The 22,388-nt window shown below is 71.8% G+C and carries 27 protein-coding genes; 20 read left to right on the top strand and 7 right to left on the bottom strand.

Features of this window, described 5'->3' with window-relative positions; genetic code table 11:
• The 11 genes from AB4880_RS20460 to AB4880_RS20410 all read left to right on the top strand — a co-directional run.
• On the top strand, positions 1-648 hold a 648-nt coding region (locus AB4880_RS20460; RefSeq protein WP_367921058.1), incomplete at its 5' end, for a purine nucleoside phosphorylase YfiH/LACC1 family protein.
• Positions 645-1,343 (top strand): YggS family pyridoxal phosphate-dependent enzyme, encoded by a 699-nt coding sequence (locus tag AB4880_RS20455; RefSeq protein WP_367921057.1) that lies wholly within the window; start codon positions 645-647, stop codon positions 1,341-1,343. The genes AB4880_RS20460 and AB4880_RS20455, both read left to right, overlap by 4 nt.
• Before the next feature lie 61 nt (positions 1,344-1,404).
• Positions 1,405-1,914, top strand: a complete 510-nt coding sequence (locus tag AB4880_RS20450; RefSeq protein ID WP_367921056.1) for a cell division protein SepF — start codon at positions 1,405-1,407, stop codon at positions 1,912-1,914.
• Positions 1,915-1,989: 75 nt separating this feature from the next.
• On the top strand, positions 1,990-2,280 hold the full coding sequence (locus tag AB4880_RS20445) for a YggT family protein (RefSeq protein ID WP_367921055.1): 291 nt from the start codon (positions 1,990-1,992) through the stop codon (positions 2,278-2,280).
• A gap of 122 nt (positions 2,281-2,402) precedes the next feature.
• Positions 2,403-3,191, top strand: a complete 789-nt coding sequence (locus AB4880_RS20440; RefSeq protein ID WP_367921054.1) for a DivIVA domain-containing protein — start codon at positions 2,403-2,405, stop codon at positions 3,189-3,191.
• Positions 3,192-3,378: 187 nt separating this feature from the next.
• Positions 3,379-4,395 (top strand): TraR/DksA family transcriptional regulator, encoded by a 1,017-nt coding sequence (locus AB4880_RS20435; RefSeq protein WP_367921053.1) that lies wholly within the window; start codon positions 3,379-3,381, stop codon positions 4,393-4,395.
• Between the two features lie 72 nt (positions 4,396-4,467).
• Positions 4,468-5,037, top strand: coding sequence for a signal peptidase II (gene lspA / locus AB4880_RS20430; RefSeq protein WP_367921052.1), 570 nt, complete (start codon positions 4,468-4,470; stop codon positions 5,035-5,037).
• Entirely contained in the window at positions 5,034-5,972 is a 939-nt protein-coding gene (locus AB4880_RS20425) for an RluA family pseudouridine synthase (RefSeq protein WP_367921051.1), read from the top strand. Before lspA ends, AB4880_RS20425 begins: the two co-directional genes overlap by 4 nt.
• Positions 5,959-6,432 carry a GNAT family N-acetyltransferase gene (locus tag AB4880_RS20420; protein ID WP_367921050.1) on the top strand — a complete coding sequence of 158 codons (474 nt, stop codon included), beginning with the start codon at positions 5,959-5,961 and terminating at the stop codon, positions 6,430-6,432. The genes AB4880_RS20425 and AB4880_RS20420 overlap by 14 nt, the downstream gene beginning before the upstream one ends.
• Positions 6,433-6,546: 114 nt before the next feature.
• Positions 6,547-10,119, top strand: a complete 3,573-nt coding sequence (gene dnaE, locus AB4880_RS20415; RefSeq protein WP_367921049.1) for a DNA polymerase III subunit alpha — start codon at positions 6,547-6,549, stop codon at positions 10,117-10,119.
• Positions 10,116-10,664, top strand: a complete 549-nt coding sequence (locus AB4880_RS20410) for a hypothetical protein (RefSeq protein WP_367921048.1) — start codon at positions 10,116-10,118, stop codon at positions 10,662-10,664. The genes dnaE and AB4880_RS20410 overlap by 4 nt, the downstream gene beginning before the upstream one ends.
• On the opposite strand, the gene ybaK is transcribed toward AB4880_RS20410, so the two are convergent.
• The 3 genes from ybaK to AB4880_RS20395 are packed head-to-tail and all read right to left on the bottom strand — an operon-like array spanning position 10,606 to position 12,283.
• The gene (gene ybaK, locus AB4880_RS20405) at positions 10,606-11,097 is read right to left on the bottom strand and encodes a Cys-tRNA(Pro) deacylase (RefSeq protein ID WP_367921047.1); all 492 of its coding nucleotides are present in this window, start codon (positions 11,095-11,097) and stop codon (positions 10,606-10,608) included. The two genes, AB4880_RS20410 and ybaK, sit on opposite strands and share 59 nt — an antisense overlap.
• A 22-nt stretch (positions 11,098-11,119) precedes the next feature.
• The gene (locus AB4880_RS20400; protein WP_367921046.1) at positions 11,120-11,788 is read right to left on the bottom strand and encodes an LON peptidase substrate-binding domain-containing protein; all 669 of its coding nucleotides are present in this window, start codon (positions 11,786-11,788) and stop codon (positions 11,120-11,122) included.
• Positions 11,789-11,797: 9 nt separating this feature from the next.
• Entirely contained in the window at positions 11,798-12,283 is a 486-nt protein-coding gene (locus AB4880_RS20395) for an SRPBCC family protein (protein ID WP_367921045.1), read from the bottom strand.
• A gap of 80 nt (positions 12,284-12,363) precedes the next feature.
• Between AB4880_RS20395 and AB4880_RS20390 the strand changes: the two genes are divergently transcribed.
• The 9 genes from AB4880_RS20390 to AB4880_RS20350 all read left to right on the top strand — a co-directional run bounded on the left by AB4880_RS20390 (position 12,364) and on the right by AB4880_RS20350 (position 18,676).
• Positions 12,364-12,597 (top strand): DUF4258 domain-containing protein, encoded by a 234-nt coding sequence (locus AB4880_RS20390; RefSeq protein ID WP_367921044.1) that lies wholly within the window; start codon positions 12,364-12,366, stop codon positions 12,595-12,597.
• Between the two features lie 5 nt (positions 12,598-12,602).
• Positions 12,603-12,851 carry a DUF2283 domain-containing protein gene (locus AB4880_RS20385; protein WP_367921060.1) on the top strand — a complete coding sequence of 83 codons (249 nt, stop codon included), beginning with the start codon at positions 12,603-12,605 and terminating at the stop codon, positions 12,849-12,851.
• Positions 12,852-12,967: 116 nt separating this feature from the next.
• Positions 12,968-14,272, top strand: coding sequence for a histidinol dehydrogenase (gene hisD / locus AB4880_RS20380; protein ID WP_367921043.1), 1,305 nt, complete (start codon positions 12,968-12,970; stop codon positions 14,270-14,272).
• Complete coding sequence (locus tag AB4880_RS20375) at positions 14,269-15,381, top strand: histidinol-phosphate transaminase (RefSeq protein ID WP_367921042.1); 1,113 nt, start codon at positions 14,269-14,271, stop codon at positions 15,379-15,381. Before hisD ends, AB4880_RS20375 begins: the two co-directional genes overlap by 4 nt.
• The gene (gene hisB, locus AB4880_RS20370) at positions 15,378-15,986 is read left to right on the top strand and encodes an imidazoleglycerol-phosphate dehydratase HisB (RefSeq protein ID WP_367921041.1); all 609 of its coding nucleotides are present in this window, start codon (positions 15,378-15,380) and stop codon (positions 15,984-15,986) included. The genes AB4880_RS20375 and hisB overlap by 4 nt, the downstream gene beginning before the upstream one ends.
• Positions 15,983-16,630 carry an imidazole glycerol phosphate synthase subunit HisH gene (gene hisH / locus AB4880_RS20365; RefSeq protein WP_367921040.1) on the top strand — a complete coding sequence of 216 codons (648 nt, stop codon included), beginning with the start codon at positions 15,983-15,985 and terminating at the stop codon, positions 16,628-16,630. The genes hisB and hisH overlap by 4 nt, the downstream gene beginning before the upstream one ends.
• Positions 16,631-16,787: 157 nt before the next feature.
• Complete coding sequence (gene priA / locus AB4880_RS20360; RefSeq protein WP_367921039.1) at positions 16,788-17,528, top strand: bifunctional 1-(5-phosphoribosyl)-5-((5-phosphoribosylamino)methylideneamino)imidazole-4-carboxamide isomerase/phosphoribosylanthranilate isomerase PriA; 741 nt, start codon at positions 16,788-16,790, stop codon at positions 17,526-17,528.
• Positions 17,525-18,301, top strand: a complete 777-nt coding sequence (hisF, locus tag AB4880_RS20355; protein WP_367921038.1) for an imidazole glycerol phosphate synthase subunit HisF — start codon at positions 17,525-17,527, stop codon at positions 18,299-18,301. The genes priA and hisF overlap by 4 nt, the downstream gene beginning before the upstream one ends.
• Positions 18,302-18,319: 18 nt before the next feature.
• Positions 18,320-18,676 (top strand): hypothetical protein, encoded by a 357-nt coding sequence (locus tag AB4880_RS20350; RefSeq protein ID WP_367921037.1) that lies wholly within the window; start codon positions 18,320-18,322, stop codon positions 18,674-18,676.
• On the opposite strand, the gene AB4880_RS20345 is transcribed toward AB4880_RS20350, so the two are convergent.
• The 4 genes from AB4880_RS20345 to AB4880_RS20330 form a co-directional block, all read right to left on the bottom strand.
• Positions 18,670-19,386, bottom strand: a complete 717-nt coding sequence (locus tag AB4880_RS20345; protein WP_367921036.1) for a hypothetical protein — start codon at positions 19,384-19,386, stop codon at positions 18,670-18,672. The two genes, AB4880_RS20350 and AB4880_RS20345, sit on opposite strands and share 7 nt — an antisense overlap.
• On the bottom strand, positions 19,383-19,976 hold the full coding sequence (locus AB4880_RS20340) for a DUF6318 family protein (RefSeq protein WP_367921035.1): 594 nt from the start codon (positions 19,974-19,976) through the stop codon (positions 19,383-19,385). The genes AB4880_RS20345 and AB4880_RS20340 overlap by 4 nt, the downstream gene beginning before the upstream one ends.
• Positions 19,977-20,085: 109 nt before the next feature.
• On the bottom strand, positions 20,086-21,063 hold the full coding sequence (locus tag AB4880_RS20335) for a hypothetical protein (RefSeq protein ID WP_367921034.1): 978 nt from the start codon (positions 21,061-21,063) through the stop codon (positions 20,086-20,088).
• A gap of 62 nt (positions 21,064-21,125) precedes the next feature.
• Positions 21,126-22,382, bottom strand: a complete 1,257-nt coding sequence (locus AB4880_RS20330) for an alpha/beta hydrolase fold domain-containing protein (protein ID WP_367921033.1) — start codon at positions 22,380-22,382, stop codon at positions 21,126-21,128.
• Positions 22,383-22,388 lie beyond the last annotated feature (6 nt).

The raw sequence follows: 22,388 nt of genomic DNA, 5'->3' as shown, positions 1-22,388 counted from the left end.
GACCCGGCCCCCCGCGACGGGGGCCGGGTCGAGGTCGCGTTCACCGACGCCTCTCTCGACCTCCGTCACGACGACGGGGTCGCCGCTCTCGAGCGGGCGGCCGGCGTCGCGATCGCGCGGCTCCACCAGGTCCACGGCGACGCCGTCGCGATCGTCGACGGCCCGTCCGCGGCGGTCCCGACCGCTGACGGCCAGGTCACCGCGAGTCGCGGTGTCGGGCTGATGGTCCGCGTCGCCGACTGCGTCCCGGTCGTCCTCGCCGACGCGGCGGTCGGCGTCCTCGGCGCCGCCCACGCGGGCCGCCGCGGTGTCGAGCTCGACGTCGTCACCCGCACCGTCGAGCGGATGCGCGAGCTCGGCGCCACCGAGGTCCGGGGCTGGATCGGGCCCCATGTCTGCGGGCGCTGCTACGAGGTGCCCGCCGCGATGCGCGACGAGGTCGCGGCCGCCGTCCCCGCGACGTACGCCGAGACGAGCTGGGGCACGCCTGCGCTCGACCTCGGCGCCGGTGTCGTCGCCCAGCTCGCCGCCGCCGGCGTCCCGGCGAGCGTCGTCCCGGGCTGCACCCTCGAGGACCCGACCTTCCACTCCTATCGGCGCGACGGCGACGCGGCGGGCCGCTTCGCAGGACTGGTGTGGCTGGCATGACCCGCATCGACGAGCTCCGCGCCAATCTCGCCGCCGTCCACGACCGGATCGCGCGGGCCACCGCCGACGCCGGGCGACCCGACGGCGACGTGGCGCTGGTCGTGGTGACCAAGTACTTCCCGGCCTCCGACGTCCGGCTGCTCGCCGGACTCGGCGTCACCGACGTGGGGGAGAACCGCCACCAGGAGGCCGAGGCGAAGGCCGCCGAGTGTACCGACCTCGGGCTGCGCTGGCACTTCATCGGCGGGCTGCAGTCCAACAAGGCCGCCGCCGTCGCGCGCTACGCCGACGTCGTCGAGTCCGTCGACCGCGCCGCGCTCGTGGCCCGGCTCGCCCGGGGCGCCGAGGACGCCGGCCGCGTGGTCGACGTCCTGCTCCAGGTCAGCCTCGACCCGCCCGGGCGCGAGCACCGGTTCGGCGCCGACCCGGCCACCCTGCCCGCGCTCGCCGACGAGGTGGCCCGCACTCCCGCCCTGCGACTCGGCGGCCTGATGGCCGTCGCGCCGCTCGACGAGGACCCCGCGCTGGCCTTCTCGCGACTGGCCGGGATCCGGGCCGACTTCCTGTCCCGACACCCCGACGCCACCGTCCTGTCCGCCGGCATGTCCGGCGATCTGGAGGCGGCGATCACCGTCGGCGCGACACACGTGCGCGTCGGCTCCGCGGTCCTCGGTTCGAGGCCCACGGTCCAGTAATGTCCAGAACACCACCACCTGCCCCTGAGCTGCAGGGGCGCGAAACACGGAGGCAACAGTCATGAGCGGTGCGATGCGCAGGATCGGTGAGTACCTCGGCCTGCTGGAGGACACCGGCTATGACGAGTACGACGACGAGGTGACCGAGCGGGCGCCCGCCCGTGAGGAGCGTCCGAGCCGACCCGTCCGTGCCGTGCCGTCGGGCTCCGAGACGCGCGCCGCGTCGGTGGCCGACCTCGAGGAGCGCCGCCGTCCGGTCGCGGTCGCCCCGCAGCCGGTCGTCGCCGACCGCTCGCGGATCGTCACGCTGCAGCCCACGACCTACAACGACGCGCGGACCATCGGCGAGGAGTTCCGCGAGGGCGTCCCGGTGATCATGAACCTCTCCGAGATGGACGATGCCGACGCCAAGCGCCTCGTCGACTTCGCGGCCGGCCTGATCTTCGCCACCCGCGGCAACATCGAGCGGGTCACCAACAAGGTCTTCCTGCTCTCGCCGCCCAACGTGACCGTCGCGGCCGAGGACAAGCAGCGCATCGCCGACACCGGCGGCTTCTTCAACCAGAGTTGAGGGCGCTGACCATCGAGCCCGTCCGGGACCCGTCCCGGGCGGGTTCGCTCTTTCCCCGACCGATAGGTTGACCGCGTGACGATCGTCGGCTGGATCATCGAGGGCGTGCTCTTCGCCTTCATCGGATTCCTGTGGGTCCGGCTCATCACGGACTGGGTGCAGGTCTTCGCCCGGGCGTGGGAGCCGCGCGGCCCGGTGCTGGTCTTCCTCGAGTTGTCCTACACGGTCACCGACCCGCCCATCAACGGGCTGCGCAAGGTGATCAAGCCGATCCGGATCGGGAACTTCGCGCTCGACATCAGCTTCTTCCTGGTGATGATCGTCGCCTACATCCTGCTGGCGGTGAACCGCCGGACACTCCTGTAACACGCACCGCCCCGCCGTTGGCGTCAGCGCCACGCCTCGACGGCAGATGCAGGGATCTCCCGAGCAGGCGCTATCGTTCGGGGAGACAGACTGTCGATGAATCTTCGTAGATAGGTGAGGTCATGCCGCTGACGCCTGAGGACGTGAGCAACAAGCGCTTTACGCCGGTCCGGCTGCGCGAGGGCTACGACATGGGCGAGGTCGACCAGTTCCTGGATGAGGTCGAGGCCGAGCTGGCTCGTCTGACCCAGGAGAACGACGACCTCCGCGCGAAGCTCGCGGCCGCGCAGGCCGGTGGCTCGTCCGCCGCGTTCGACGCGCCCACCCAGCTCGCGCCCGTTCCCGAGGTGCCCGAGCCCCCGGCTCCGGTCGAGGTGCCCGCTCCGGTCGAGCCCGTCGTCGCGGCTCCCGTTGCGCCGGCTCCCGTCGCCGCCCCGGTCGAGGCCGGCGTGCAGACGATCCGCGTCGAGACCGTGCCCGAGGCGTCCAACGCCGCGGCCCGCCTCCTCGAGATCGCCACGCGCAACGCCGACGAGCTCGTCGAGGACGCCAAGAACGAGGCCGACAAGATCGTCGGCGAGGCCCGCACCAAGTCCGAGCGCCTCGAGTCCGAGGCCAAGGTCAAGGCCGACCGCCTCGAGTCCGACGCCCGCACCCGCGCCGAGATGCTCGACAGCGAGACCGCCGAGCGCCGTACCCAGCTCTTCGGCGACCTGGAGAAGGAGCGCGACAAGCTCTCCGCCGAGGTCGAGACGCTGCGCTCCTTCGAGCGCGAGTACCGCTCGCGTCTCAAGAGCTACTTCACCCAGCAGCTCGAGTCGCTGCAGACCCCGGGCGACACCCTCGCCCCGGTCGAGGAGGCGCCGGCCCCCAAGCGGCTGCGCTCCATCCTCGGCGAGGAAGAGGCCTGAGCCTCTCCCCGCAGCACCCGAACCGGCCGGTTCCGCCTCGCGCGGCGCCGGCCGGTTCGTCTTTCCGGCGACGCGCCGCGTCTCGTGCCACGGTGTGCCTCCTTGGAGCCCTTGGCAGGACCCGCTAACCTCCGCAGCACGCCCGCCGCCTTCCGGTGCGCGGGACGCCGCCTCTGAGGAGTCCGTCATGGCCCGCAGTACGAAGAAGTCGTTGGCCGGTCAGGCCGCGTCCGCCGCGCGGAAGATCATCCGCCCTCGCAAGGGCGCCGCCACCCCCGCCAAGCAGGCGGCTGCGGCCAAGAAGACGGCCCCGGCGAAGAAGACGGCCCCGGCCAAGAAGGCGGCTCCGGCTCCCGCGAAGAAGGCGGCGCCGGCCAAGAAGGCCGCTCCTGCCGCCGCGAAGAAGGCCGCGGCCCCGGCCAAGAAGGCTGCCCCGGTGAAGACGGCAGCGGCCAAGCAGGCGGCCCCGGCCAAGAAGGCGGCCCCGGCCAAGAAGGCCGCCCCGGCCAAGAAGGCCGCCCCGGCCAAGAAGGCCGCGCCCGCCAAGAAGACGGCCCCGGCCAAGAAGGCCTCGCCCGCCAGGAAGACGGCCCCGGCTAAGAAGGCCGCGCCCGCCAAGAAGACCGCTGCGCCCGTCCCGAAGGCGGCTGTGGCCAAGAAGACCGCGGTGCCGGCCAAGAAGACCGCCGCGCCCGCCAAGAAGGCGGCTCCCGCTCCGGCGGCGAGCCCCACGAAGAAGGCGGCTCCGCCCGCCAAGAAGGCAGCACCGGTGAAGAAGGCCCCCGCCAAGAAGGCGACCCCCTCGTCCCTCGTCGTCCTCGACCACGAGGAGGCCTGGTCCAAGGAGGAGCTGGCCGAGGTCATGGCCGAGCTCCATGAGCAGCGCGAGCACAGCGCCCTGATCCTCGAGGAGCAGGAGGCCGACCTGACCGGCCTGCTCCGCGACTCCGGCGACGGCGCCGGCCAGGACCAGGCCGACCTCGGCGCGACGAGCTTCGAGCGCGACCACGAGCTGACCGTCCTCAACCACGAGCGCGAGAAGGTCGCCCAGATCGACCGCGCCCTGGCCCGCATCGACGACGGCACGTACGGCGTGTGCGAGTCCTGCGGCAACCCGATCGGCAAGATGCGGCTGATGGCGTTCCCACGCGCGACGCTGTGCATGGCGTGCAAGACCCGTGAGGAGAAGCGCGGCGGCTACTGAGCCGCTGAGCCATGGTCGGGCGCGCTCGCGGTTGAGCCCCGGCGTGCCCGATGTGGGACACTCGTCCCCGACATGGAAGCAGCACAGGGCACGCCGGTGGACGGCCGCGACGACGGATCCGACGACGCCGGGAGGTCGCTCCTCGCGGCCCCGCGGGCGTGGGCGCTCTTCCTCGTGGTGGCGCTCGTCGTCATCGCCATCGACCAGGTCGCCAAGGTGCTGGCGGTGCGTCACCTCACCGGTGAGCCCGACGTCAAGGTCCTCGGCGAGGTCCTCAAGCTGCACCTCACCTACAACCCGGGCGCGGCGTTCAGCCTCGGCACCCGGTTCACGATCGCGCTCGCGGGGCTCGCCAGTGTGGCGACCCTCGTCGTGCTGTGGGTGAGCCGGCGGGTCGTCGACAAGGTGTGGGCGGTGTCGCTCGGGCTGCTGCTCGCGGGCATCGACGGCAACCTGCTCGACCGGATCTTCCGCGACCCGAGCCCGTTCCGCGGCCACGTGGTCGACTTCTTGATGCTGCCCAACTGGCCCGTGTTCAACGTGGCCGACATGTCGATCAACGTCGGCGTCGCGCTGATCCTGATCCAGGTCCTGCGCGGGGTCGGGCTCGACGGCCGACGGGCCACGAAGGAGAAGGCGTGAGCACCGTCGACCACCGCAGCCTGCCGGTCCCCGACAGCCTCGAGGGGGAGCGGGTCGACGTCGCGATGGCCCAGCTCTTCGGGGTCTCGCGCACGCGCGCGGCCGAGCTGATCTCCCAGGACCGGGTCCGGCTCGACGGCGCCGTCGTCGGCGGCAAGAGCGAGCGGGTGCTCGCCGGGTCGATGCTGGACGTCGAGATCCCGGCCGAGGTCGACCCGCTCGAGATCGTCCCCGAGATCGTCGAGGGCATCAAGATCATCCACGACGACGACGCCATCGTGGTGATCGACAAGCCGGTCGGCGTCGCGGTCCACCCCTCGCCGGGCTGGCGCGGCCAGACGGTCGTCGGCCACCTCGCCGGCGCGGGCTTCCGGATCTCCACCTCCGGCGCCAAGGAGCGCGAGGGCATCGTGCAGCGCCTCGACGTCGGGACGTCGGGCGTGATGGTCATCGCCAAGTCCGAGCACGCCTACTCGATCCTCAAGAACGCCTTCCGCCACCGCACGGTCGACAAGACCTATCACGCGCTGGTCCAGGGCCACCCCGACCCGCTCGAGGGCACCATCGACGCCCCGATCGGGCGTCACCCGCGCTTCGACTACAAGTTCGCGGTCATGGACGACGGCCGCCACAGCGTCACCCACTACGAGACGCTCGAGGCCCACCGCTTCGCGAGCCTGCTCGAGATCCACCTCGAGACCGGCCGCACCCACCAGATCCGGGTGCACATGAGCGCGCTCAAGCACCCCTGCGTCGGTGACATCACCTACGGCGCCGACCCCGTCCTGGCCCGCCGGGTCGGGCTCGAGCGGCAGTGGCTGCACGCGGTCAAGCTCGGCTTCGAGCACCCCGAGACGGGGGAGTACGTCGAGTACGAGTCGACCTACCCCGACGACCTGGCCCACGCCCTCGACGTCATCCGTGACGCCCACTGAGGCCGGCGGGGGCGAGGTGAGCGACCTACAGCTGCGCCCCGCCGTCCCGGACGACGTCCCGCGCCTCGCCGAGGTCCAGCTCGCCGCCCGCGACGCCTCGCCGATGCCGCCGGGCCTGCACCCCCTGCACGAGGTCCGCGACCACATCGCCGGGCTCTTCGGCTCCAGCGAGACGTGGGTGGCCGAGCTCGACGGCCGGATCGTCGGCTACGCCCGGTTCACCCGGACCTGGCTCGACGACCTGTACGTCGAGCCGAGCGCCCAGGGCCGCGGCGTCGGCAGTGCCCTGCTCGACCTGGTGAAGGCCCGCCACCCCGACGGCTTCAGCCTGTGGGTCTTCGTCTCCAACCTCCCCGCGCGTGTCTTCTACGAGGCCCGCGGGCTGGTCGAGCACCTGCGCACCGACGGCGCCGACAACGAGGAGAAGGCCCCCGACATCCACCTGGTGTGGCGGGCCTGACATCCAGGCCGATGTGTCGGACCTGCCTGTCAGTATCGACGAGAGCGTTCACGTAGGCTGGTCCTCTTCCCCGAGCGACCGCCCCTTTCACCCTTGAGGAGTGCCGAACCACACATGGCTGCCAACGCCGGGGACTTCGCCCACCTGCACGTCCACACCGAGTACTCCATGCTCGACGGAGCGTCGCTGCTCGACGGGCTCTTCACGCGGGTCAAGGACCTCGGCATGGCGTCGATCGCGATGACCGACCACGGCAACCTCCACGGCGCCTACGACTTCTACTCCAAGGCCAAGAAGTACGACGTCAAGCCGATCATCGGCATCGAGGCCTACATCACCCCGGGCACCCCCCGCGGCGAGCGCAAGCGGGTGCGCTGGGGCCAGGCCAACGGCCCCGAGGCGGCCGAGGAGGGCGGCAACGACGTCGCCGGCGGTGGCGCCTACACCCACATGACGATGTGGGCCGAGACCACCGAGGGCATGCACAACCTGTTCCGGCTCTCGTCCCGGTCCAGCCTCGAGGGCTACTTCTACAAGCCCCGCATGGACAAGGAGATCCTGGCCGAGCACAGCAAGGGCCTGATCGTCTCCACCGGCTGCCCGAGCGGCGCGATCCAGACCCGGCTCCGCCTCGGCCAGTACGACGAGGCGCTGCGCGAGGGCGCCGAGCTGCAGGAGATCTTCGGCCGCGACAACGTCTTCCTCGAGCTGATGGATCACGGCATCTCCATCGAGAAGCGGGTCCGCGACGACCTGCTGCGCCTCGGCAAGGACCTCGGCATCCCGCCGATCGCCACCAACGACTCCCACTACAACAACCCCGAGGACGCCGACGCCCACGACGCCCTCATCTGCGTCGCGTCCGGCAAGCGGCTCTCCGACCCCAACCGGCTCAAGTTCGACGGCGGCGGCTACTACATCAAGTCCGCGGCCGAGATGCGCGAGCTGTGGGCCGACCGCTTCGGCATGCCCGAGGCCTGCGACAACACCCTGGCCATCGCCGAGCGCTGCGCGGTCGAGTTCACCGAGTCCACCGGCGGCTACATGGCGCGCGCCGACATCCCGGCCGGCGAGACCGAGGAGTCCTGGTTCCGCAAGGAGGTGTGGCGCGGCATCGAGGCGCGCTACCCCGGCGACCGGTTGACCCAGGAGGTCAAGGACCGCGTCGAGATGGAGCTCGCCGTCGTCTCCCAGAAGGGCTACTGCGGCTACTACCTGGTGGTCGCCGACTTCATCCAGTGGTCCAAGCGCAACGGCATCCGGGTCGGGCCGGGCCGTGGCTCCGGTGCCGGCTCGATCGCGGCCTACGCGCTCAGCATCACCGACCTGTGCCCGCTCGAGCACGGCCTGTTCTTCGAGCGCTTCCTCAACCCCGAGCGTCCCTCGATGCCCGACTTCGACATCGACTTCGACGACGCCCGCCGCGGTGAGGTCATCCAGTACGTCAGCGACAAGTACGGCGCCGAGCGCGTCGCCCAGATCGCCACCTTCGGCCGGCTCAAGGCCAAGGCCGCGATCAAGGACGCCGCCCGCGTGCTCGACCACGGCTTCGCGATCGGCGACAAGATCACCAAGGCGATGCCGCCCGACGTGATGGGCAAGGGCGTCCCGCTCAAGGACATCTTCAACCCCGACCACAAGCGCTACAACGACGGCGGCGAGTTCCGCGCGCTCTACGAGTCCGACCCCGACGTCCGCACGATCTACCAGACGGCCGTCGGCCTCGAGGGCCAGATCCGCAACTGGGGCGTGCACGCGGCCGGCGTCATCATGTCGAGCGAGCCGCTGATCGACATCGTGCCGATCATGGCCCGCCCGCAGGACGGCGCGGTGATCACCCAGTTCGACTACCCGATGTGCGAGTCGCTGGGCCTGGTCAAGATGGACTTCCTGGGTCTGTCCAACCTGCGCATCCTCGAAGACGCGCTGATCAACATCAAGGCCAACAGGGACGAGGAGGTCGTCCTCGAGGAGCTCCCGTTCGACGACCGCCCGACCTACGAGCTGATGGGCCGCGGCGACACGCTCGGCGTCTTCCAGCTCGATGGTGGCGGCATGCGCGCGCTGCTGCGCTCGATGCTGCCCGACAAGTTCGCCGACATCACCGCGGTCAGCGCGCTCTACCGCCCGGGCCCGATGGGCGCCGACTCCCACAACAAGTACGCCCACCGCAAGAACGGGCGCCAGCCGATCGAGCCGATCCACCCGGCGCTGGCCGAGGCGCTCGAGCCGGTGCTGGGCGAGACCTACGGCCTGATCGTCTACCAGGAGCAGGTGATGGCGATCGCCCAGGTCCTGGCGGGCTTCTCGCTGGGCGCGGCCGACAACATGCGTCGCGCCATGGGCAAGAAGAAGAAGGAGGAGCTCGACAAGCAGTACGCCGGCTTCGAGGCCGGCATGCTCGAGCGCGGCTATCCGCAGGACGCGGTCAAGACGCTGTGGGAGATCCTCGTCCCCTTCGCCGACTACGCCTTCAACAAGTCGCACTCCGCGGCCTACGGCGTCATCACCTACTGGACCGCCTACCTCAAGGCCAACTACCCGACCGAGTACATGGCCGCCCTCCTGACGTCCGTCAAGGACGACAAGGACAAGATGGCGATCTACCTCAACGAGTGCCGCCGGATGAAGATCCAGGTGCTGCCGCCCGACGTCAACGAGTCGGCCGCCAACTTCACCGCCGTCGGCAAGGACATCCGCTTCGGCCTCACCGCCATCCGCAATGTCGGCGCCAACGTGGTCGACGCGATCGTCGCCACCCGTGAGGGCGGCGTCCGGTTCACCGACTTCAACGACTTCCTGTCCAAGGTCCCGGCGACGGTGTGCAACAAGCGGGTCATCGACTCGCTGATCAAGGCCGGCGCCTTCGACGACATGAAGCACAAGCGGCGCGCGCTGGTGGCGATCCACGAGACCGCCGTCGACCAGTACGTCGACATCAAGCGCAACGAGGCGATCGGCCAGGACTCGCTCTTCGCCGGCCTCGACGACGATGACGACACCAGCGGCGGCTTCGGGGTGAGCGTCGCCATCCCCGACTTCGACGAGTGGGACAAGATGACCCTGCTCGGCCACGAGCGCGAGATGCTCGGTCTCTACGTCTCCGACCACCCGCTGCTCGGCCTCGAGCACGTGCTGTCCAACGGCACCGACTGCACCATCGGTCAGCTGGTCACCGACGAGGATCGCCCGCACAACTCGACCGTCACCGTCGCCGGACTGGTCACCTCGATCCAGCGCAAGATCACCAAGAACGGCGACCCGTGGGCCACGGTGACCCTCGAGGACCTCGAGGGCGCGATCGACGTCCTGCTGTTCCCGAGCAGCTACCGGCTCGCGGCGCCCTACCTCGTCGAGGACGCGATCATCACGGTCCGCGGTCAGCTCGACACCGAGCGCGACACCGCCCAGCTGCGCGGCCAGGAGGTCACGGTCCCCGACCTCGAGCGGGGCAGCGACGGGCCGGTCGTGATCAGTCTGCCGTCGACGCGGTGCACCGGTCCGGTGGTCCAGCAACTGCGCGAGGTGCTGGTGAGCCATGCCGGGCTGACCGAGGTCCGGCTGCAGTTGTTGAGCAGAGACTCCACCAAGCTCATGCGCCTGGGCGACAATCTCCGGGTGACTCCTTCGGTCTCCCTCTTCGCCGACCTCAAGCACCTCCTCGGCCCGGGGTGCCTCGACCGATGAGGCCCCGCGACATCCTGGACGGCCTGATCGTCCCGCCCGTCCTCGCCGTCCTGGCCGGACTCGGCGGCGGCTGGGCATGGTGGCAGTGGTGGGGGCCGGCGCCGTCGGGCAAGATCTACGACACCCCGGCCGGGCCGCACTGGTACCCCGATCCGTTCGACCCCGGCATCACCCGTGACTTCAGCGGCACTGCCACCTATGCCGTGATCGGCTTCGGGCTGGCGCTGGTGCTCGGGCTCGTCGCCGGCTGGCTCGCGCGGCGGGTGGCGGTCGGCGGGCTCGTCGCGCTGCTCGTCGGCGTCGTCGCCGCCGCCCTCGTGATGAAGGTGACCGGCGAGTGGCTCAGCCCGCCCGACCCGGCCTCCCTCATCGCCGGGCACAAGGTCGGCGACGTGCTGCCCGGCCATCTGCACGTGTCCGGCTGGACGCCCTACCTGGTATGGCCGCTCGGCGCGATGGTCGGCTACCTGGTGGTGCTGCTGTCGTTCACTTCCGAATCGCAGCGACCCGCGCAGCCGTCAGTCGCACCAGCTCCGCAGGGCTGAGCTCGACCTCCATCCCGCGCTTTCCGGCCGAGACGAAGACCGTCGGGTGGTCGAGCGCGGAGGCATCGACCACGGTCGGGTGCGCCTTGCGCTGCCCGAGCGGCGAGATGCCGCCGACCACATAGCCGGTCGCGCGCTCGGCCGCCTTCGGGTCGGCCATCGCCGCCTTGCGCCCGTCGACCGCGCGGGCCAGCGCCTTGAGGTCGAGCTGACCCGACACCGGGACGACGCCCACGACGAGCGCGCCGTCGACGTCCGCGAACAGCGTCTTGAACACCCGGCCCGGGTCGATGCCCATCGCCTCGGCCGCCTCGCCGCCGTACGACGCGGCGCGCGCGTCGTGGGCGTACTCGTGGACGGTGAACGCCACGCCCGCGGCGGTGAGGGCGGTGGTGGCGGGGGTCCCGCCGGCCGCCTGCTTCTTCTTCGCCATCAGTGCACCGTCGACGAGGGCGTCAGTTGGGCGACCACTTGGTGCGGGCGACCTCGGTCGCCGGCAGCGAGGTGATCACGTTCATCGCGCGCAGCTCGGTGCGCAGCAGGTCGGTGACCAGGATCAGCCGCTCGGCCGTGTCGGACGCCTCGAGCAGCTGCTGCCGCTCGGCCATCGGCAGGGGAGTGCAGGCGGCGAGGGTCCAGGACAGGTACGCCGGGTCCTGGGGCAGCTCGCCGCGCAGCGGGTCGCCGGCGATCTCGCTCAGGATGTGCCGGTAGGCAGTGAACGTCGCGCGGGCCTGGGCCACCACGTCGTCCGGGACCGCCTCGGTCGAGTCGTCGAGCAGGGTGACCTCGCCGACCGGGTAGTCACCGCTGGAGAGCAGCCGGTCGAGCTGGATCCGGTCGCGCCCGACCGCGACGATGTCGAAGGAGCCGTCGTCGTTGGCCTCGACGTCGGTCAGCTGCAGCCGCACCCCGACCCGGAAGAGCGACTGGTTGCCGTGGTCGCCGACCTCGTAGCCCTCGCGGATCGCCACCGATCCGAACAGCCGCTCCGACGGGTTCGGCACCCGGAGCAGGTGGTGGATCAGGGCTCGGTAGCGGTCCTCGAAGACGTGCAGCGGCACGCTGACCCCCGGGTAGAGCACCGCGTTGAGCGGGAACATCGGGAGCTCGGCGGTCGTCACCCTTCGACCCTACTGGTGCGCCTCGGCCGCGGCCCGGATTCCCTCGAGCGTCTCGCGCATCCCTGCCCGCTGCGACGCCGTGAACGCCTCCTGCCCGCCCATGAAGGCGTCGGTCAGCTCGCGCGACAGCTCGGAGATCCCCTCCGGCGCGTCCCGCCGCTGGTGCAGCACCGTGCCCGTCTCGCCCTCGCCCGCCGGCGCGAGCTCGAACGACCAGGTCACGTAGTTCTCGTCGACCCGGAACGCGAGCGCCCGCCCCTCGTCGTACCGGGTGATCTCGGCGTGCGTGGTCCAGGTCAGCTCGCCGTGGACGTTACGGTTGGTGAAGCGGGTGCCGACTCCGTACGTCGCCGCGGGGTCGGACAGCCGGGTCGAGGTCACCTGCGGGCTCCACTCGGCCATCCGGGTCACGTCGGCGACGAGCGCCCAGACCGCGGCGGGGGAGGCGGCGATCTCGATCTGCTCGTGGAGGGCGGGGACGTCGGTCGTGGTCACGGTCCGACCCTAGCCGGGGCTTGAGATCGGGCCTGGGGATGACCCGCACGGCCCAAGGCCGAGGGACATAGCGTCGAGACATGCGGATGCCCAGGTTCACCGCCCACGCCGAGCGCCAGATGCGCCGGCGCGGAATCGCACGCCTGGAGGTCCTCGAGGCATTGCTCTGCCGTGAGACGATGTACCCGTCGCGAGATGACCCCACGAGAACCGTCGTCCTCGGTCGAGCCGCAAGCGGTCGGCGGCTCAAGGTCGTGATCGCGGCCGACCGGTCCGTGGTCATCACTGTGGCCGCGAAGGACGAGGAAGGGTGAACGCGATGTACGTCTCCTACGACACCGAGGCCCGTGCCACCTATGTCCAGGTCACCGAGGCCGACGTGGCCGAGACCGTTCAGTTGTCCGATTCCGTGATGGTCGACCTCGACGGGGCGGGATCCTCGGTCGGCGTCGAGTTCCTCGTGCTGCCGGGCGCGATCACCGACGAGATGCTCGATCTCGTGGTCACGGGCTTCCCCGACCTCGTCGAGCTCCGTGACCGCAGCGCCTGGCTGCTGCCGGCCGGTTGAGGCTGCTCGACGTCGACGTCGGCGGGCCGTCCCGCCCGAGGGGTGCAGTTTCCGTGCGGCGCCTCAACCACCGGGACGCGCGCAGGTGACAGGCGCGCCGACCGTAGAATCGAGCCATGTCCCTCATCCGCCGCATCGACCTGCGTGACGCCGACGCCACCGTCGACTACCGCGCAGCCGTGCCCCGTGCCGACTTCGACATCGAGGCCGCGGTGCCGGCGGTGCATGCGATCTGCGAGGAGGTCCGCACCCGCGGGCTGGACGCGATCGTGGAGTTCGGGGAGCGCTTCGACGGCGTCCGGGTCGATGACATCCGGGTCGCGCCCGAGGCGATGCGTGCGGCGCTCGACCAGCTCGACCCCGACATCCGGGCCGGTCTCGAGGAGTCGATCCGGCGGCTGAGGGCGACCTGCGCCAACGAGCTCGAGCACGACGCGGTCACCGACCTGGGCCCCGGCGCGCGGGTGACCCACCGCAAGGTGCCGGTCGGCCGGGTGGGCCTCTACGTCCCCGGCGGCCTGGCGCCGCTGGTCTCGAGCGTGCTGATGAATGTCGTCCCCGCGCAGACCGCGGGCGTCGAGTCGATCGCGCTGGCGAGCCCGCCGCAGAAGGAGTTCGGCGGCTCGGTGCACCCGACGATCCTGGCGGCGTGCGCGCTGCTCGGCGTCGAGGAGGTCTATGCCGTCGGCGGCGCGCAGGCGATCGCGATGTTCGCCTACGGTGTCGGCCCGTGCCGGCGGGTGGACCTGGTGACCGGGCCCGGCAACATCTGGGTGGTCACCGCCAAGCGGATCCTCAAGGGCCAGGTCGGCATCGACTCCGAGGCCGGTCCGACCGAGATCGCCATCCTCGCCGACGACACCGGCGACGCGTCGTACGTCGCCGCCGACCTGATCAGCCAGGCCGAGCACGACCCGCTGGCCGCGTCGGTCCTCGTCACCACCTCCGCGCGGCTCGCCGCCGAGGTCGAGGTCGAGCTCGACCGGCAGGTCGCCGCCACCAAGCACACCGAGCGGATCACCACCTCGCTCGGCGGCAAGCAGTCCGGCATCGTGCTGGTCCGCGACCTCGAGCAGGGCCTCGAGGTCGTTAACGCCTACGCCGCCGAGCACCTCGAGATCCACACCGAGGACGCCGCCGGCTGGGCCGCCCGGGTCCGCAACGCGGGCGCGATCTTCGTCGGCCCGCACGCTCCGGTCAGCCTCGGCGACTACTGCGCCGGGTCCAACCACGTGCTGCCCACCGCGGGCTGCGCGTGCCACTCGTCGGGGCTGTCGGTGCGCGCGTTCACCAAGTCCGTGCACGTCATCGACTACTCCGCGCAGGCGCTCGCCGACGTGGCCGCCCACGTGGTCACCCTCGCCGAGGCCGAGGACCTGCCCGGTCACGGCGCCGCGATAACCGCGCGGGTGGGCCGATGAGCTGGCCGCCGCTGCGCGAGGAGCTGCGCGGCATCGAGCCGTACGGCGCGCCCCAGCTCCCCATCGACCTGGTCCCCGTCCAGCTCAACGTCAACGAGAACCCCTACGGCCCGTCGGCCGCGTGCATCGCCGACATCGCCGCGGCCGCGAGCGAGGCGGCGGCGACGCTCAACCGCTATCCCGACCGCGAGTTCGTCGCGCTGCGGCAGGTCCTGGCCTGGTACCTCTCGAGCGACACGCCGGCCGGCATCGTGCCCGAGCAGGTGTGGGCGGCCAACGGGTCCAACGAGGTGATGCTCCAGCTGCTGCAGGCGTTCGGCGGTCCGGGGCGCACGGCGGTGAGCTTCGCGCCGACGTACTCGATGTATCCGGAGTACGCCCGCGACACCCACACCCGGTGGGTCGCCGGCCGGCGCGCCGACGACTTCGCGCTCGACCTCGACGCCGCGCGCGACCTGGTCAAGACCGAGCAGCCCAACGTCATCCTGCTGCCGAGCCCCAACAACCCCACCGGTACGGCGCTCCCGCCCGATGCCGTGGCCATGCTGTGCGAGACGGCCGGTGGCAATGACGTCAGCGGCATCGTCGTCGTCGACGAGGCCTACGGCGAGTTCCGCCGCGCCGACGTGCCGAGCGCGCTCGAGCTGCTGCCGTCGTACCGCAACCTGGTGGTCACGCGCACCATGAGCAAGGCGTTCGCGGGCGCCGGCCTGCGGCTGGGCTACCTCGCCGCGGCGCCGGAGATCTGCGACGCGATCCGGATCGTCCGGCTGCCCTACCACCTGTCCGCGGTGACCCAGGCGGTCGCGCTGGCTGCCCTGCGGCACGCGCCCGAGCTGCTCGGCAAGGTCGACGAGCTGCGTCGTGAGCGCGACGCGCTGGTGGTCTGGCTGCGCGACGAGGGCTACGACGTGGCCGACTCCGACGCCAACTTCGTGCTCTTCGGTCGATTCGCCGACCGTCACGCGGTCTGGCAGGGTCTGCTCGACCGGGGTGTCCTGATCCGGGAGACGGGCCCCGACGGCTGGCTGCGGGTCTCGGTCGGAACCCCCGAGGAGATGGCGGCCTTCCGGTCCGCACTCACCGATGTGAACGGAGAACGAGCATGAGTCGCACTGCGCGGATCGAGCGCCAGACGAGCGAGTCGAAGGTCCTCGTCGAGGTCGACCTCGACGGCACCGGCCGCCACGACATCTCCACCGGTGTCGGCTTCTACGACCACATGCTCACCGCGTTCGCGCGACACTCGCTCGTCGACCTGACCGTGCAGACCGACGGCGACGTCCACATCGACGCCCACCACACGGTCGAGGACACCGCGATCGCGCTCGGCCAGGCGCTGCGCCAGGCGCTCGGCGACAAGGCCGGCATCCGCCGCTTCGGCGACGCGACGCTGCCGCTCGACGAGGCGCTGGTCCAGGCCGTCGTCGACGTGTCCGGGCGCCCCTACTGCGTCCACACCGGCGAGCCCGAGGGCCAGCAGTACGTCCAGCTCGGCGGCTCCGGCGTGTCCTACCTGGGCTCGCTGACCCAGCACGTCTTCGAGTCGATCGCCTTCCACGGCCACTTCGCGCTGCACGTGCGCGTGCTGGCGGGGCGCGAGCCGCACCACATCGTCGAGACGCAGTTCAAGGCGTTCGCCCGGGCGTTCCGCGACGCGATCGCGATCGACCCGCGCGAGACCGGCGTCCCGTCGACGAAGGGCGCTCTGTGAGCGCACCGTCCGTCGTCGTCCTCGACTACGGCTCCGGCAACCTGCGCTCCGCGGTCCGCGCGGTCGAGCGCGCCGGCGCGGAGGTCACCCTGACCGCCGACCTCGACACCGCGATGGAGGCCGACGGCCTGCTGGTGCCGGGCGTGGGCGCCTACGAGGCGTGCATGCGCGGCCTGCGTGCGATCCGCGGCGAGCGGATCATCGCCCGTCGCCTCTCCGGCGGCCGGCCGGTGCTCGGGATCTGCGTGGGCATGCAGATCCTGTTCGAGCGTGGGATCGAGCACGGCGTCGAGACCGAGGGCTGCGGCGAGTGGCCGGGCGTGGTCGAGCGGCTGCAGGCCCCGATCGTCCCGCACATGGGCTGGAACACGGTCTCCGTGCCGACCGGAACCCGCCTGTTCGCGGGCATCGAGGACGAGCGCTTCTACTTCGTGCACTCCTACGGCGTCCGCGACTGGACCCTGGTCACCAACGACCGCACGCCCGACAGCCACCAGCCGCTGGTGACGTGGGCCGAGCACGGCGGCGACCGCTTCGTCGCCGCGGTCGAGAACGGCCCGCTGTGCGCCACGCAGTTCCACCCGGAGAAGTCGGGCGATGCTGGTGCGCAGCTGCTGCGGAACTGGGTCTCCTCGCTGAGCTGACCCGGCTCCGGGTCGCGTGATCCTGTGCGGCCGCCGCCCTCCCCAGCGACGGCCGCGTGATGTACCTCACCACAAAATGAGAACAGGTTCTAGCCCTTGGTCGTTCGCGGCGAGACGCGTCGTCGGCGCGGAGTCGGGCTCATCTAGGATCGCCGCCATGACGACCGCCTATCTCGAGCTGCTGCCCGCCGTGGACATCAAGGGCGGCCAGGCCGTCCAGCTGGTGCAGGGCGTCGACGGCTCCGAGAAGCGCTTCGGCGACCCGATCGAGGCGGCCCTGCGCTGGCAGGAGGCCGGCGCCGAGTGGCTGCACCTGGTCGACCTCGACGCCGCCTTCGGTCACGGGCAGAACCGTGCGCTCCAGGCCGAGATCGTCGGCCGCCTCGACATCAAGGTCGAGATGAGCGGCGGCATCCGCGACGACGAGTCGCTCGAGGCCGCGATGGCCACCGGCTGCCGCCGGGTCAACATCGGCACCGCCGCGCTCGAGCAGCCGGAGTGGTGCGCCCGCGCCATCGCGACGTACGGCGACCGGGTGGCCGTCGGGCTCGACGTACGCGGCCGGACCCTGGCCGCCCGCGGCTGGACCAAGGAGGGCGGCGACCTCTACGAGACGCTCGCCCGCCTCGACGCCGAGGGCTGCGCGCGCTATGTCGTCACCGACGTCAACAAGGACGGCATGCTGCAGGGCCCCAACCTCCAGTTGCTGCGCGACGTCTGCGCCGCCACCTCCCGCCCGGTCGTCGCCTCCGGCGGCGTCACCACGCTCGACGACATCCGCGCGCTGATGGCGCTCGTCGGCGAGGGCGTCGAGGGCGCGATCGCCGGAACGGCGCTCTACACCGGCCAGTTCACGCTCGAGGACGCGCTCGCGTTGACCAAGGGCGGCCTCGTATGACGCTCGCGGTCCGGGTCATCCCGTGCCTCGACGTCGACGCGGGCCGCGTGGTCAAGGGCGTCAACTTCCAGGAGCTGCGTGACGCCGGTGACCCGGTCGAGCTGGCTCGGCTCTACGACGCCGAGGGCGCCGACGAGCTCACCTTCCTCGACATCTCCGCCTCGCACGAGGGTCGCGCCACGACGATGGACATCGTCTCGGCCACCGCCGAGCAGGTCTTCATCCCGCTGACCGTCGGCGGGGGCGTCTCCTCGGTCGAGGACGTCGACCGCCTGCTCCGCGCCGGCGCCGACAAGATCGCCGTCAACACCGCCGCGATCCGCCGTCCCGAGCTGATCGCCGAGATCGCCGACCGCTTCGGCAACCAGGTGCTCGTCCTCTCCGTCGACGCGCGCCGCGTCGTCCCCGGCTCCGGCGTCACCACCGACTCGGGCTTCGAGGTCACCACCCACGGCGGGCGCCAGTCCGCCGGACTCGACGCGATCGAGTGGGCCGTCCGCGCCGCCGAGCTCGGCGCCGGCGAGATCCTGCTCAACGCCATGGACGCCGACGGCACCACCGACGGCTTCGACCTCGAGCTGATCCGTCGGGTCCGCGCCGAGGTCTCGATCCCCGTCATCGCCTCCGGCGGCGCCGGCGCGGTCGAGCACTTCCCGCCCGCCGTCGAGGCCGGCGCCGACGCCGTCCTCGCGGCGACGGTGTTCCACTTCGGGACCCTGAGCATCGCGGACGTGAAGGCGTCGCTGGCCGGCGCGGGTGTGCCGGTCCGCTGACCGGGGGAGGACCCGGGCATGAGCTACGAGATGTACGAGCCGAACGACGGCTCGGCTCCTGCCGCCTCCGCGGGGCCCGGCGGCCTCGCCGGACTCGGTGACGAGGGCCCGTGGCGCGTCGCCGTCGAGTACTCCAACGGAGGCGAGTCGAAGCCGCCCACGGTCGTCGTGATCGGCCGCACGCTCTACCCGACGCGCGGCGAGGCGATGCAGGCCGCACGTCGTACGGCGAGCGAGTACAACCCGCCCGACCCGTGGTCGCCGCGCGGCCGCGAGGTCTTCCGCGACGGACCGGACGGCTTCCTGGTGCTCATCCAGGGCGCCACCACGACCTTCCACATGAGTGTCCGGATCGTCGCGCCCGTCGGTCAGTAGCCCACCAGGTGCGGCGTCGCCTCGACCGCCCGGAGCCGTTGCGGCGGCCCGTCGATGGTGACCGTCCCCGGGATCGCCCGCCACGGCTGCGCTCCCACCCGGAAGTCGCCGCGGTAGGTGACGGACAGCCGCGGCGCATAGCGGCCCGTGCGGACGTAGCGGTGGGTGATCCCGAGCCGGGGGTAGGCCGCGCCCGGGCTCGTCGTCGTACGGCGCTCGCCGTCGCCGTAGGCCCAGGTGTAGGTGCTCGGGGTCGCCCGGATCGTCACCTGCCGCCCCAGGATCGTGACCCGGCGGAGGAGCGGGTGGGTGTCGGTGGTGAAGAAGTTGGTGGCGAAGTTGACCAGGGTCAGGCCGTCGGGCGGCTGGATGGCGAGGCGCGCGGCGGGCAGGGGGAGTCGGGCAAAGGCGGTCCGGATGGCGCCGAGGGTGAGGGGCAGGGGCTCGGGGTCGGCGCCCGGGCAGAAGGTGACGTCGAACAAGAGGCCCGCCGCCTGGTCGGCGCCCGCGCACGCTGCGTGGCCGACGATGGCGGCAGGCTGAAGTTGTGTGTGCTGGTCGGCCTGAGGTGCAGCCGCTGGCGGCGGCGCGTCGTGGTGGGCGCCTTGGACCTGATGCAGCCAGAAGCCGGTGTCGTCCGTGCCGGTGTCGGGCGGATCGGCGTGCGCGGCGCCGAGCGCGAGCGTGACGATCAGGCCGGCCGCGATCATCTCCGGAGCTCCATCGCGTCGAGACGCCAGTGGTCGACGAGCCAGAAGGCGAGGACCGCGACACGGTGAGCGCCGGCGTGCTGCGTCTCCTGGGTGCCGTCGGGATGAACGATGTGCTGCTCCTCGTTGCGGACGCGCACGAGTGCCTCGAAGGCAACATGGGATGGGTCGCGACCGTGCAACTGGCCGATTTGGACAATCGTGATGGAGTAGTCGCCGCCCTGCAGACGGCCCCCGGAGCGATAGAGCCGGCGGACGCCAGTGATCCCGGCGGAGCATCCGGAGCAGGTGGATGCGGAGAGCGCCTTCAGCCGCGCCACGTCCCCGGTCTCCTGCGCATAGTTGATCAGCGCCCAGTAGTACTCGATGAACGCCCGCGCCCCACGCTCGCTCGCCTCCGTCGCCGCCTCCGGAAGAGCCGGCTCCGCGGGCGCGACAGCTGACGTCGGACCAGGAGCAGGAGCGGACGGTGAGCCGGACGGCGTCCAGACCGAGGTCGGCGTGGCGGGATCGGGTGATGCTCGGCAGCCGGCGAGCGCGAGCAGGCAGGCGGTCAGTACGACGGCCGACGCGGCGCGAGTGGAGCGCATGGGGACCTCCCGAGAGTCTGGCGCGCCCAGGCAGCAGGAGCAGGGCGTGCCGGGACGCTAACCCCGGAGGTACGGCGGCGCGAGGGCGAGGCGGCAACGGCCGGTGCGCTCAGTCCTCCCAGTCGTCCACGCTCCGCAGCGTCCGTACGGCGGCCGGCCGGTGGTCGGGGTCCCAGTTCTCCCACGGCTCCATGTCCTCGGCGAAGGGCGTGCGCCAGGCGAGCATGCTCAGCAGCGCGACGATGAACTGGTTGACCGGCATGCCGTACTGGCGGGCGCGGCCGTCGAGCTCGACCTCCAGGGCGCGGGGGATGCCGTCGAGGTAGAGGGACGCCGTCTCGAGCTGCTGGCCGGTGGCGAGCTCGCGGAAGATGTCGAGGTCGGCGTTGCGCTGGAGCGGGTCGTGGAGCAGCTCGTCGAGCGGCGGGTAGGGCGAGGCGAACAGGTCGGGCGCCTCGAGGAGCGCGAGGTTGAGGGTGCGGGCGAGCTCCTCCGGGCGGGCCGCCAGCGAGCCGTCGTCGCCGTGCCAGTAGCGGCGGCGGGTGTAGAGGTCGCCGAGGAAGCGGCGCACCCGCAGCTGGTCGGCGGGGGAGGGCAGCTCGCTCTCCGCGACCGGTACGACGGACAGCGCCTGGTCGACGACCCGCAGCCCGACCAGCCCCCACCGCTCGACCTCGGGCAGCCAGCCGGGCGGGCCGACCAGGACGTCGTGACCGGTGCCGGCGCGGGTCACCTCGCCACTGCCGTCGGCCAGCGGGATCGGCCGGTAGGTCGCCACGTTGAGCAGCGGCTGCAGCCCCGGCCCGAGCCACAGCTCGGTGCGACCGGCCAGCGGCGAGCGGACCCGGTGGGTGAGGATGTTGCCCTCGAGCACGGCGAGGGCGTGGTCGACGTGCCCGGACGGCCGGGCGACGAGCACGGTCGAGGCGCCGACGACGGCGAGGATCTCGTCGCGGTCGACGTCGGGATCGCCCATCGCGCGGCGGGTGCGCATGGTCAGCCAGTCGAGGCGCTGGCGTCCGTGGTCGAGGACGAGCTGGGCGATGGTCTCGTGGATCTGGTCCTGGAGGTCTGCGATGAGTGCCATGGGCCGAGCATGGAACAGGGGTCCGACAGAGACGGTCGCTCATCCACAGCGGCCGCCCGCGATCACCGCTGAACGGTCCGTTCCGCCTGCTCGCGGCGCCACCCGTTCCAGTGCCAGCTCAAGAACCGCTCGGTCGCGCGCACCAGGTGCTGGGAACGGATCGAGGGGAAGATGTCGAAGGCGTGCTGCGCGCCCGGCAGCTCGGCGTACGTCACCGTCCGCTTCGACGTCGCCCGCAGCGCCTCGACGAACGCCCGCGCCTGCCCGACGTCGACCAGCGTGTCCCGCGCCCCGTGGACGACGAGGAAGTCCGGCGCGTCGGCCGTCACCCGCAGCAGCGGGCTGGCCTCCTCGAAGACCTCCCGCTCCGCGCGCGGCGAGCGCTTGAAGACATAGGGCGCGAGGAAGTGGTCGCGCATCTGCTCCGCCGACCGCAGGCCGCTCGCGCCGGCCAGGTCGTAGACCCCGTAGTAGGGCGCCGCCGCCTGGACGCTGGTGTCCGCCGACTCGAAGCCGGGCTGGAACTCCGGCGCGTTCGGCGTCACCGCCGCCAGCGCGCTGAGGTGACCGCCGGCCGAGCCGCCGGTGATCGCGACGTACGACGGGTCGCCGCCGTACTCCGCGATGTGGGCCCGGATCCACGCGATGGCCGCCTTGACGTCCACGATCTGCGCCGGCCACGGGTCGCGCGGCGCGAGCCGGTAGTTCAGGGCCACGCACACCCAGCCCCGCGCGGCCATGTGCTGCATGAGGGGGATGCCCTGCTGCTCCTTGGTGCCGATCGTCCAACCGCCGCCGTGCACCTGCAGCAGCACCGGCGCGCCCGACGCCGGCGTCACCTCGGAGGTGTAGGCGTCGAGCAGCCCCCGCTTCCCGTACGGCGCGAACGCGATGTCGCGGTGGACCTCGACGCCCGCGCGCCGGGCCGCCCGCCCGAACGCGAACGGGTTCGCGAGCCGCCGCCACGGCGTGGCGAGGTCGGCCGGCGTCGGGAGCGCGTCGAGCTGCTCGATGTAGTCGGCGCCCAGGCCTTCCACCAGCGCGTCCTCCGCGACGCCGACCGCGTCGCGGCTCTGCTTGATCAGGTACGCGAGCCCGGCGGTGGAGGCTCCGGCCAGCGCCAGTCCGCGCCACGAGCGGCGCCGGCCGCGCAGGTGCGCCGCGGCGTCGGCGACGGTCAGCCCGAGGACGTGGGGCGCCAGCTCACCGGTCAGCCAGCCGGCGAAGAAGGCCGGGATCCCGGCGCGGAAGCCGGGGAGGGGGCGGATGGCGTTGGCGGTCAGCGCCGCCGTGACGGCCTGACGCCGTACGAATCCCATGACCCG

It is taken from the genome of Nocardioides ginsengisoli, assembly GCF_039537225.1.
Taxonomy (GTDB): Bacteria; Actinomycetota; Actinomycetes; order Propionibacteriales; family Nocardioidaceae; genus Nocardioides; species Nocardioides ginsengisoli.
This window is presented reverse-complemented; position numbering and strand designations above follow the sequence as displayed.

Coding starts and splice junctions, on each gene's coding strand:
- AB4880_RS20330 (WP_367921033.1), bottom strand. CDS start 22,382: ATGGGATTCGTACGGCGTCAGGCCGTCACGGCGGCGCTGACCGCCAAC.
- priA (WP_367921039.1), top strand. CDS start 16,788: ATGACGACCGCCTATCTCGAGCTGCTGCCCGCCGTGGACATCAAGGGC.
- AB4880_RS20450 (WP_367921056.1), top strand. CDS start 1,405: ATGAGCGGTGCGATGCGCAGGATCGGTGAGTACCTCGGCCTGCTGGAG.
- AB4880_RS20345 (WP_367921036.1), bottom strand. CDS start 19,386: ATGATCGCGGCCGGCCTGATCGTCACGCTCGCGCTCGGCGCCGCGCAC.
- AB4880_RS20390 (WP_367921044.1), top strand. CDS start 12,364: ATGCGGATGCCCAGGTTCACCGCCCACGCCGAGCGCCAGATGCGCCGG.
- hisF (WP_367921038.1), top strand. CDS start 17,525: ATGACGCTCGCGGTCCGGGTCATCCCGTGCCTCGACGTCGACGCGGGC.
- hisD (WP_367921043.1), top strand. CDS start 12,968: ATGTCCCTCATCCGCCGCATCGACCTGCGTGACGCCGACGCCACCGTC.
- AB4880_RS20440 (WP_367921054.1), top strand. CDS start 2,403: ATGCCGCTGACGCCTGAGGACGTGAGCAACAAGCGCTTTACGCCGGTC.
- hisB (WP_367921041.1), top strand. CDS start 15,378: ATGAGTCGCACTGCGCGGATCGAGCGCCAGACGAGCGAGTCGAAGGTC.
- AB4880_RS20375 (WP_367921042.1), top strand. CDS start 14,269: ATGAGCTGGCCGCCGCTGCGCGAGGAGCTGCGCGGCATCGAGCCGTAC.
- AB4880_RS20350 (WP_367921037.1), top strand. CDS start 18,320: ATGAGCTACGAGATGTACGAGCCGAACGACGGCTCGGCTCCTGCCGCC.
- ybaK (WP_367921047.1), bottom strand. CDS start 11,097: ATGGCGAAGAAGAAGCAGGCGGCCGGCGGGACCCCCGCCACCACCGCC.
- AB4880_RS20435 (WP_367921053.1), top strand. CDS start 3,379: ATGGCCCGCAGTACGAAGAAGTCGTTGGCCGGTCAGGCCGCGTCCGCC.
- AB4880_RS20385 (WP_367921060.1), top strand. CDS start 12,603: ATGTACGTCTCCTACGACACCGAGGCCCGTGCCACCTATGTCCAGGTC.
- AB4880_RS20340 (WP_367921035.1), bottom strand. CDS start 19,976: ATGCGCTCCACTCGCGCCGCGTCGGCCGTCGTACTGACCGCCTGCCTG.
- AB4880_RS20410 (WP_367921048.1), top strand. CDS start 10,116: ATGAGGCCCCGCGACATCCTGGACGGCCTGATCGTCCCGCCCGTCCTC.
- dnaE (WP_367921049.1), top strand. CDS start 6,547: ATGGCTGCCAACGCCGGGGACTTCGCCCACCTGCACGTCCACACCGAG.
- AB4880_RS20455 (WP_367921057.1), top strand. CDS start 645: ATGACCCGCATCGACGAGCTCCGCGCCAATCTCGCCGCCGTCCACGAC.
- lspA (WP_367921052.1), top strand. CDS start 4,468: ATGGAAGCAGCACAGGGCACGCCGGTGGACGGCCGCGACGACGGATCC.
- AB4880_RS20335 (WP_367921034.1), bottom strand. CDS start 21,063: ATGGCACTCATCGCAGACCTCCAGGACCAGATCCACGAGACCATCGCC.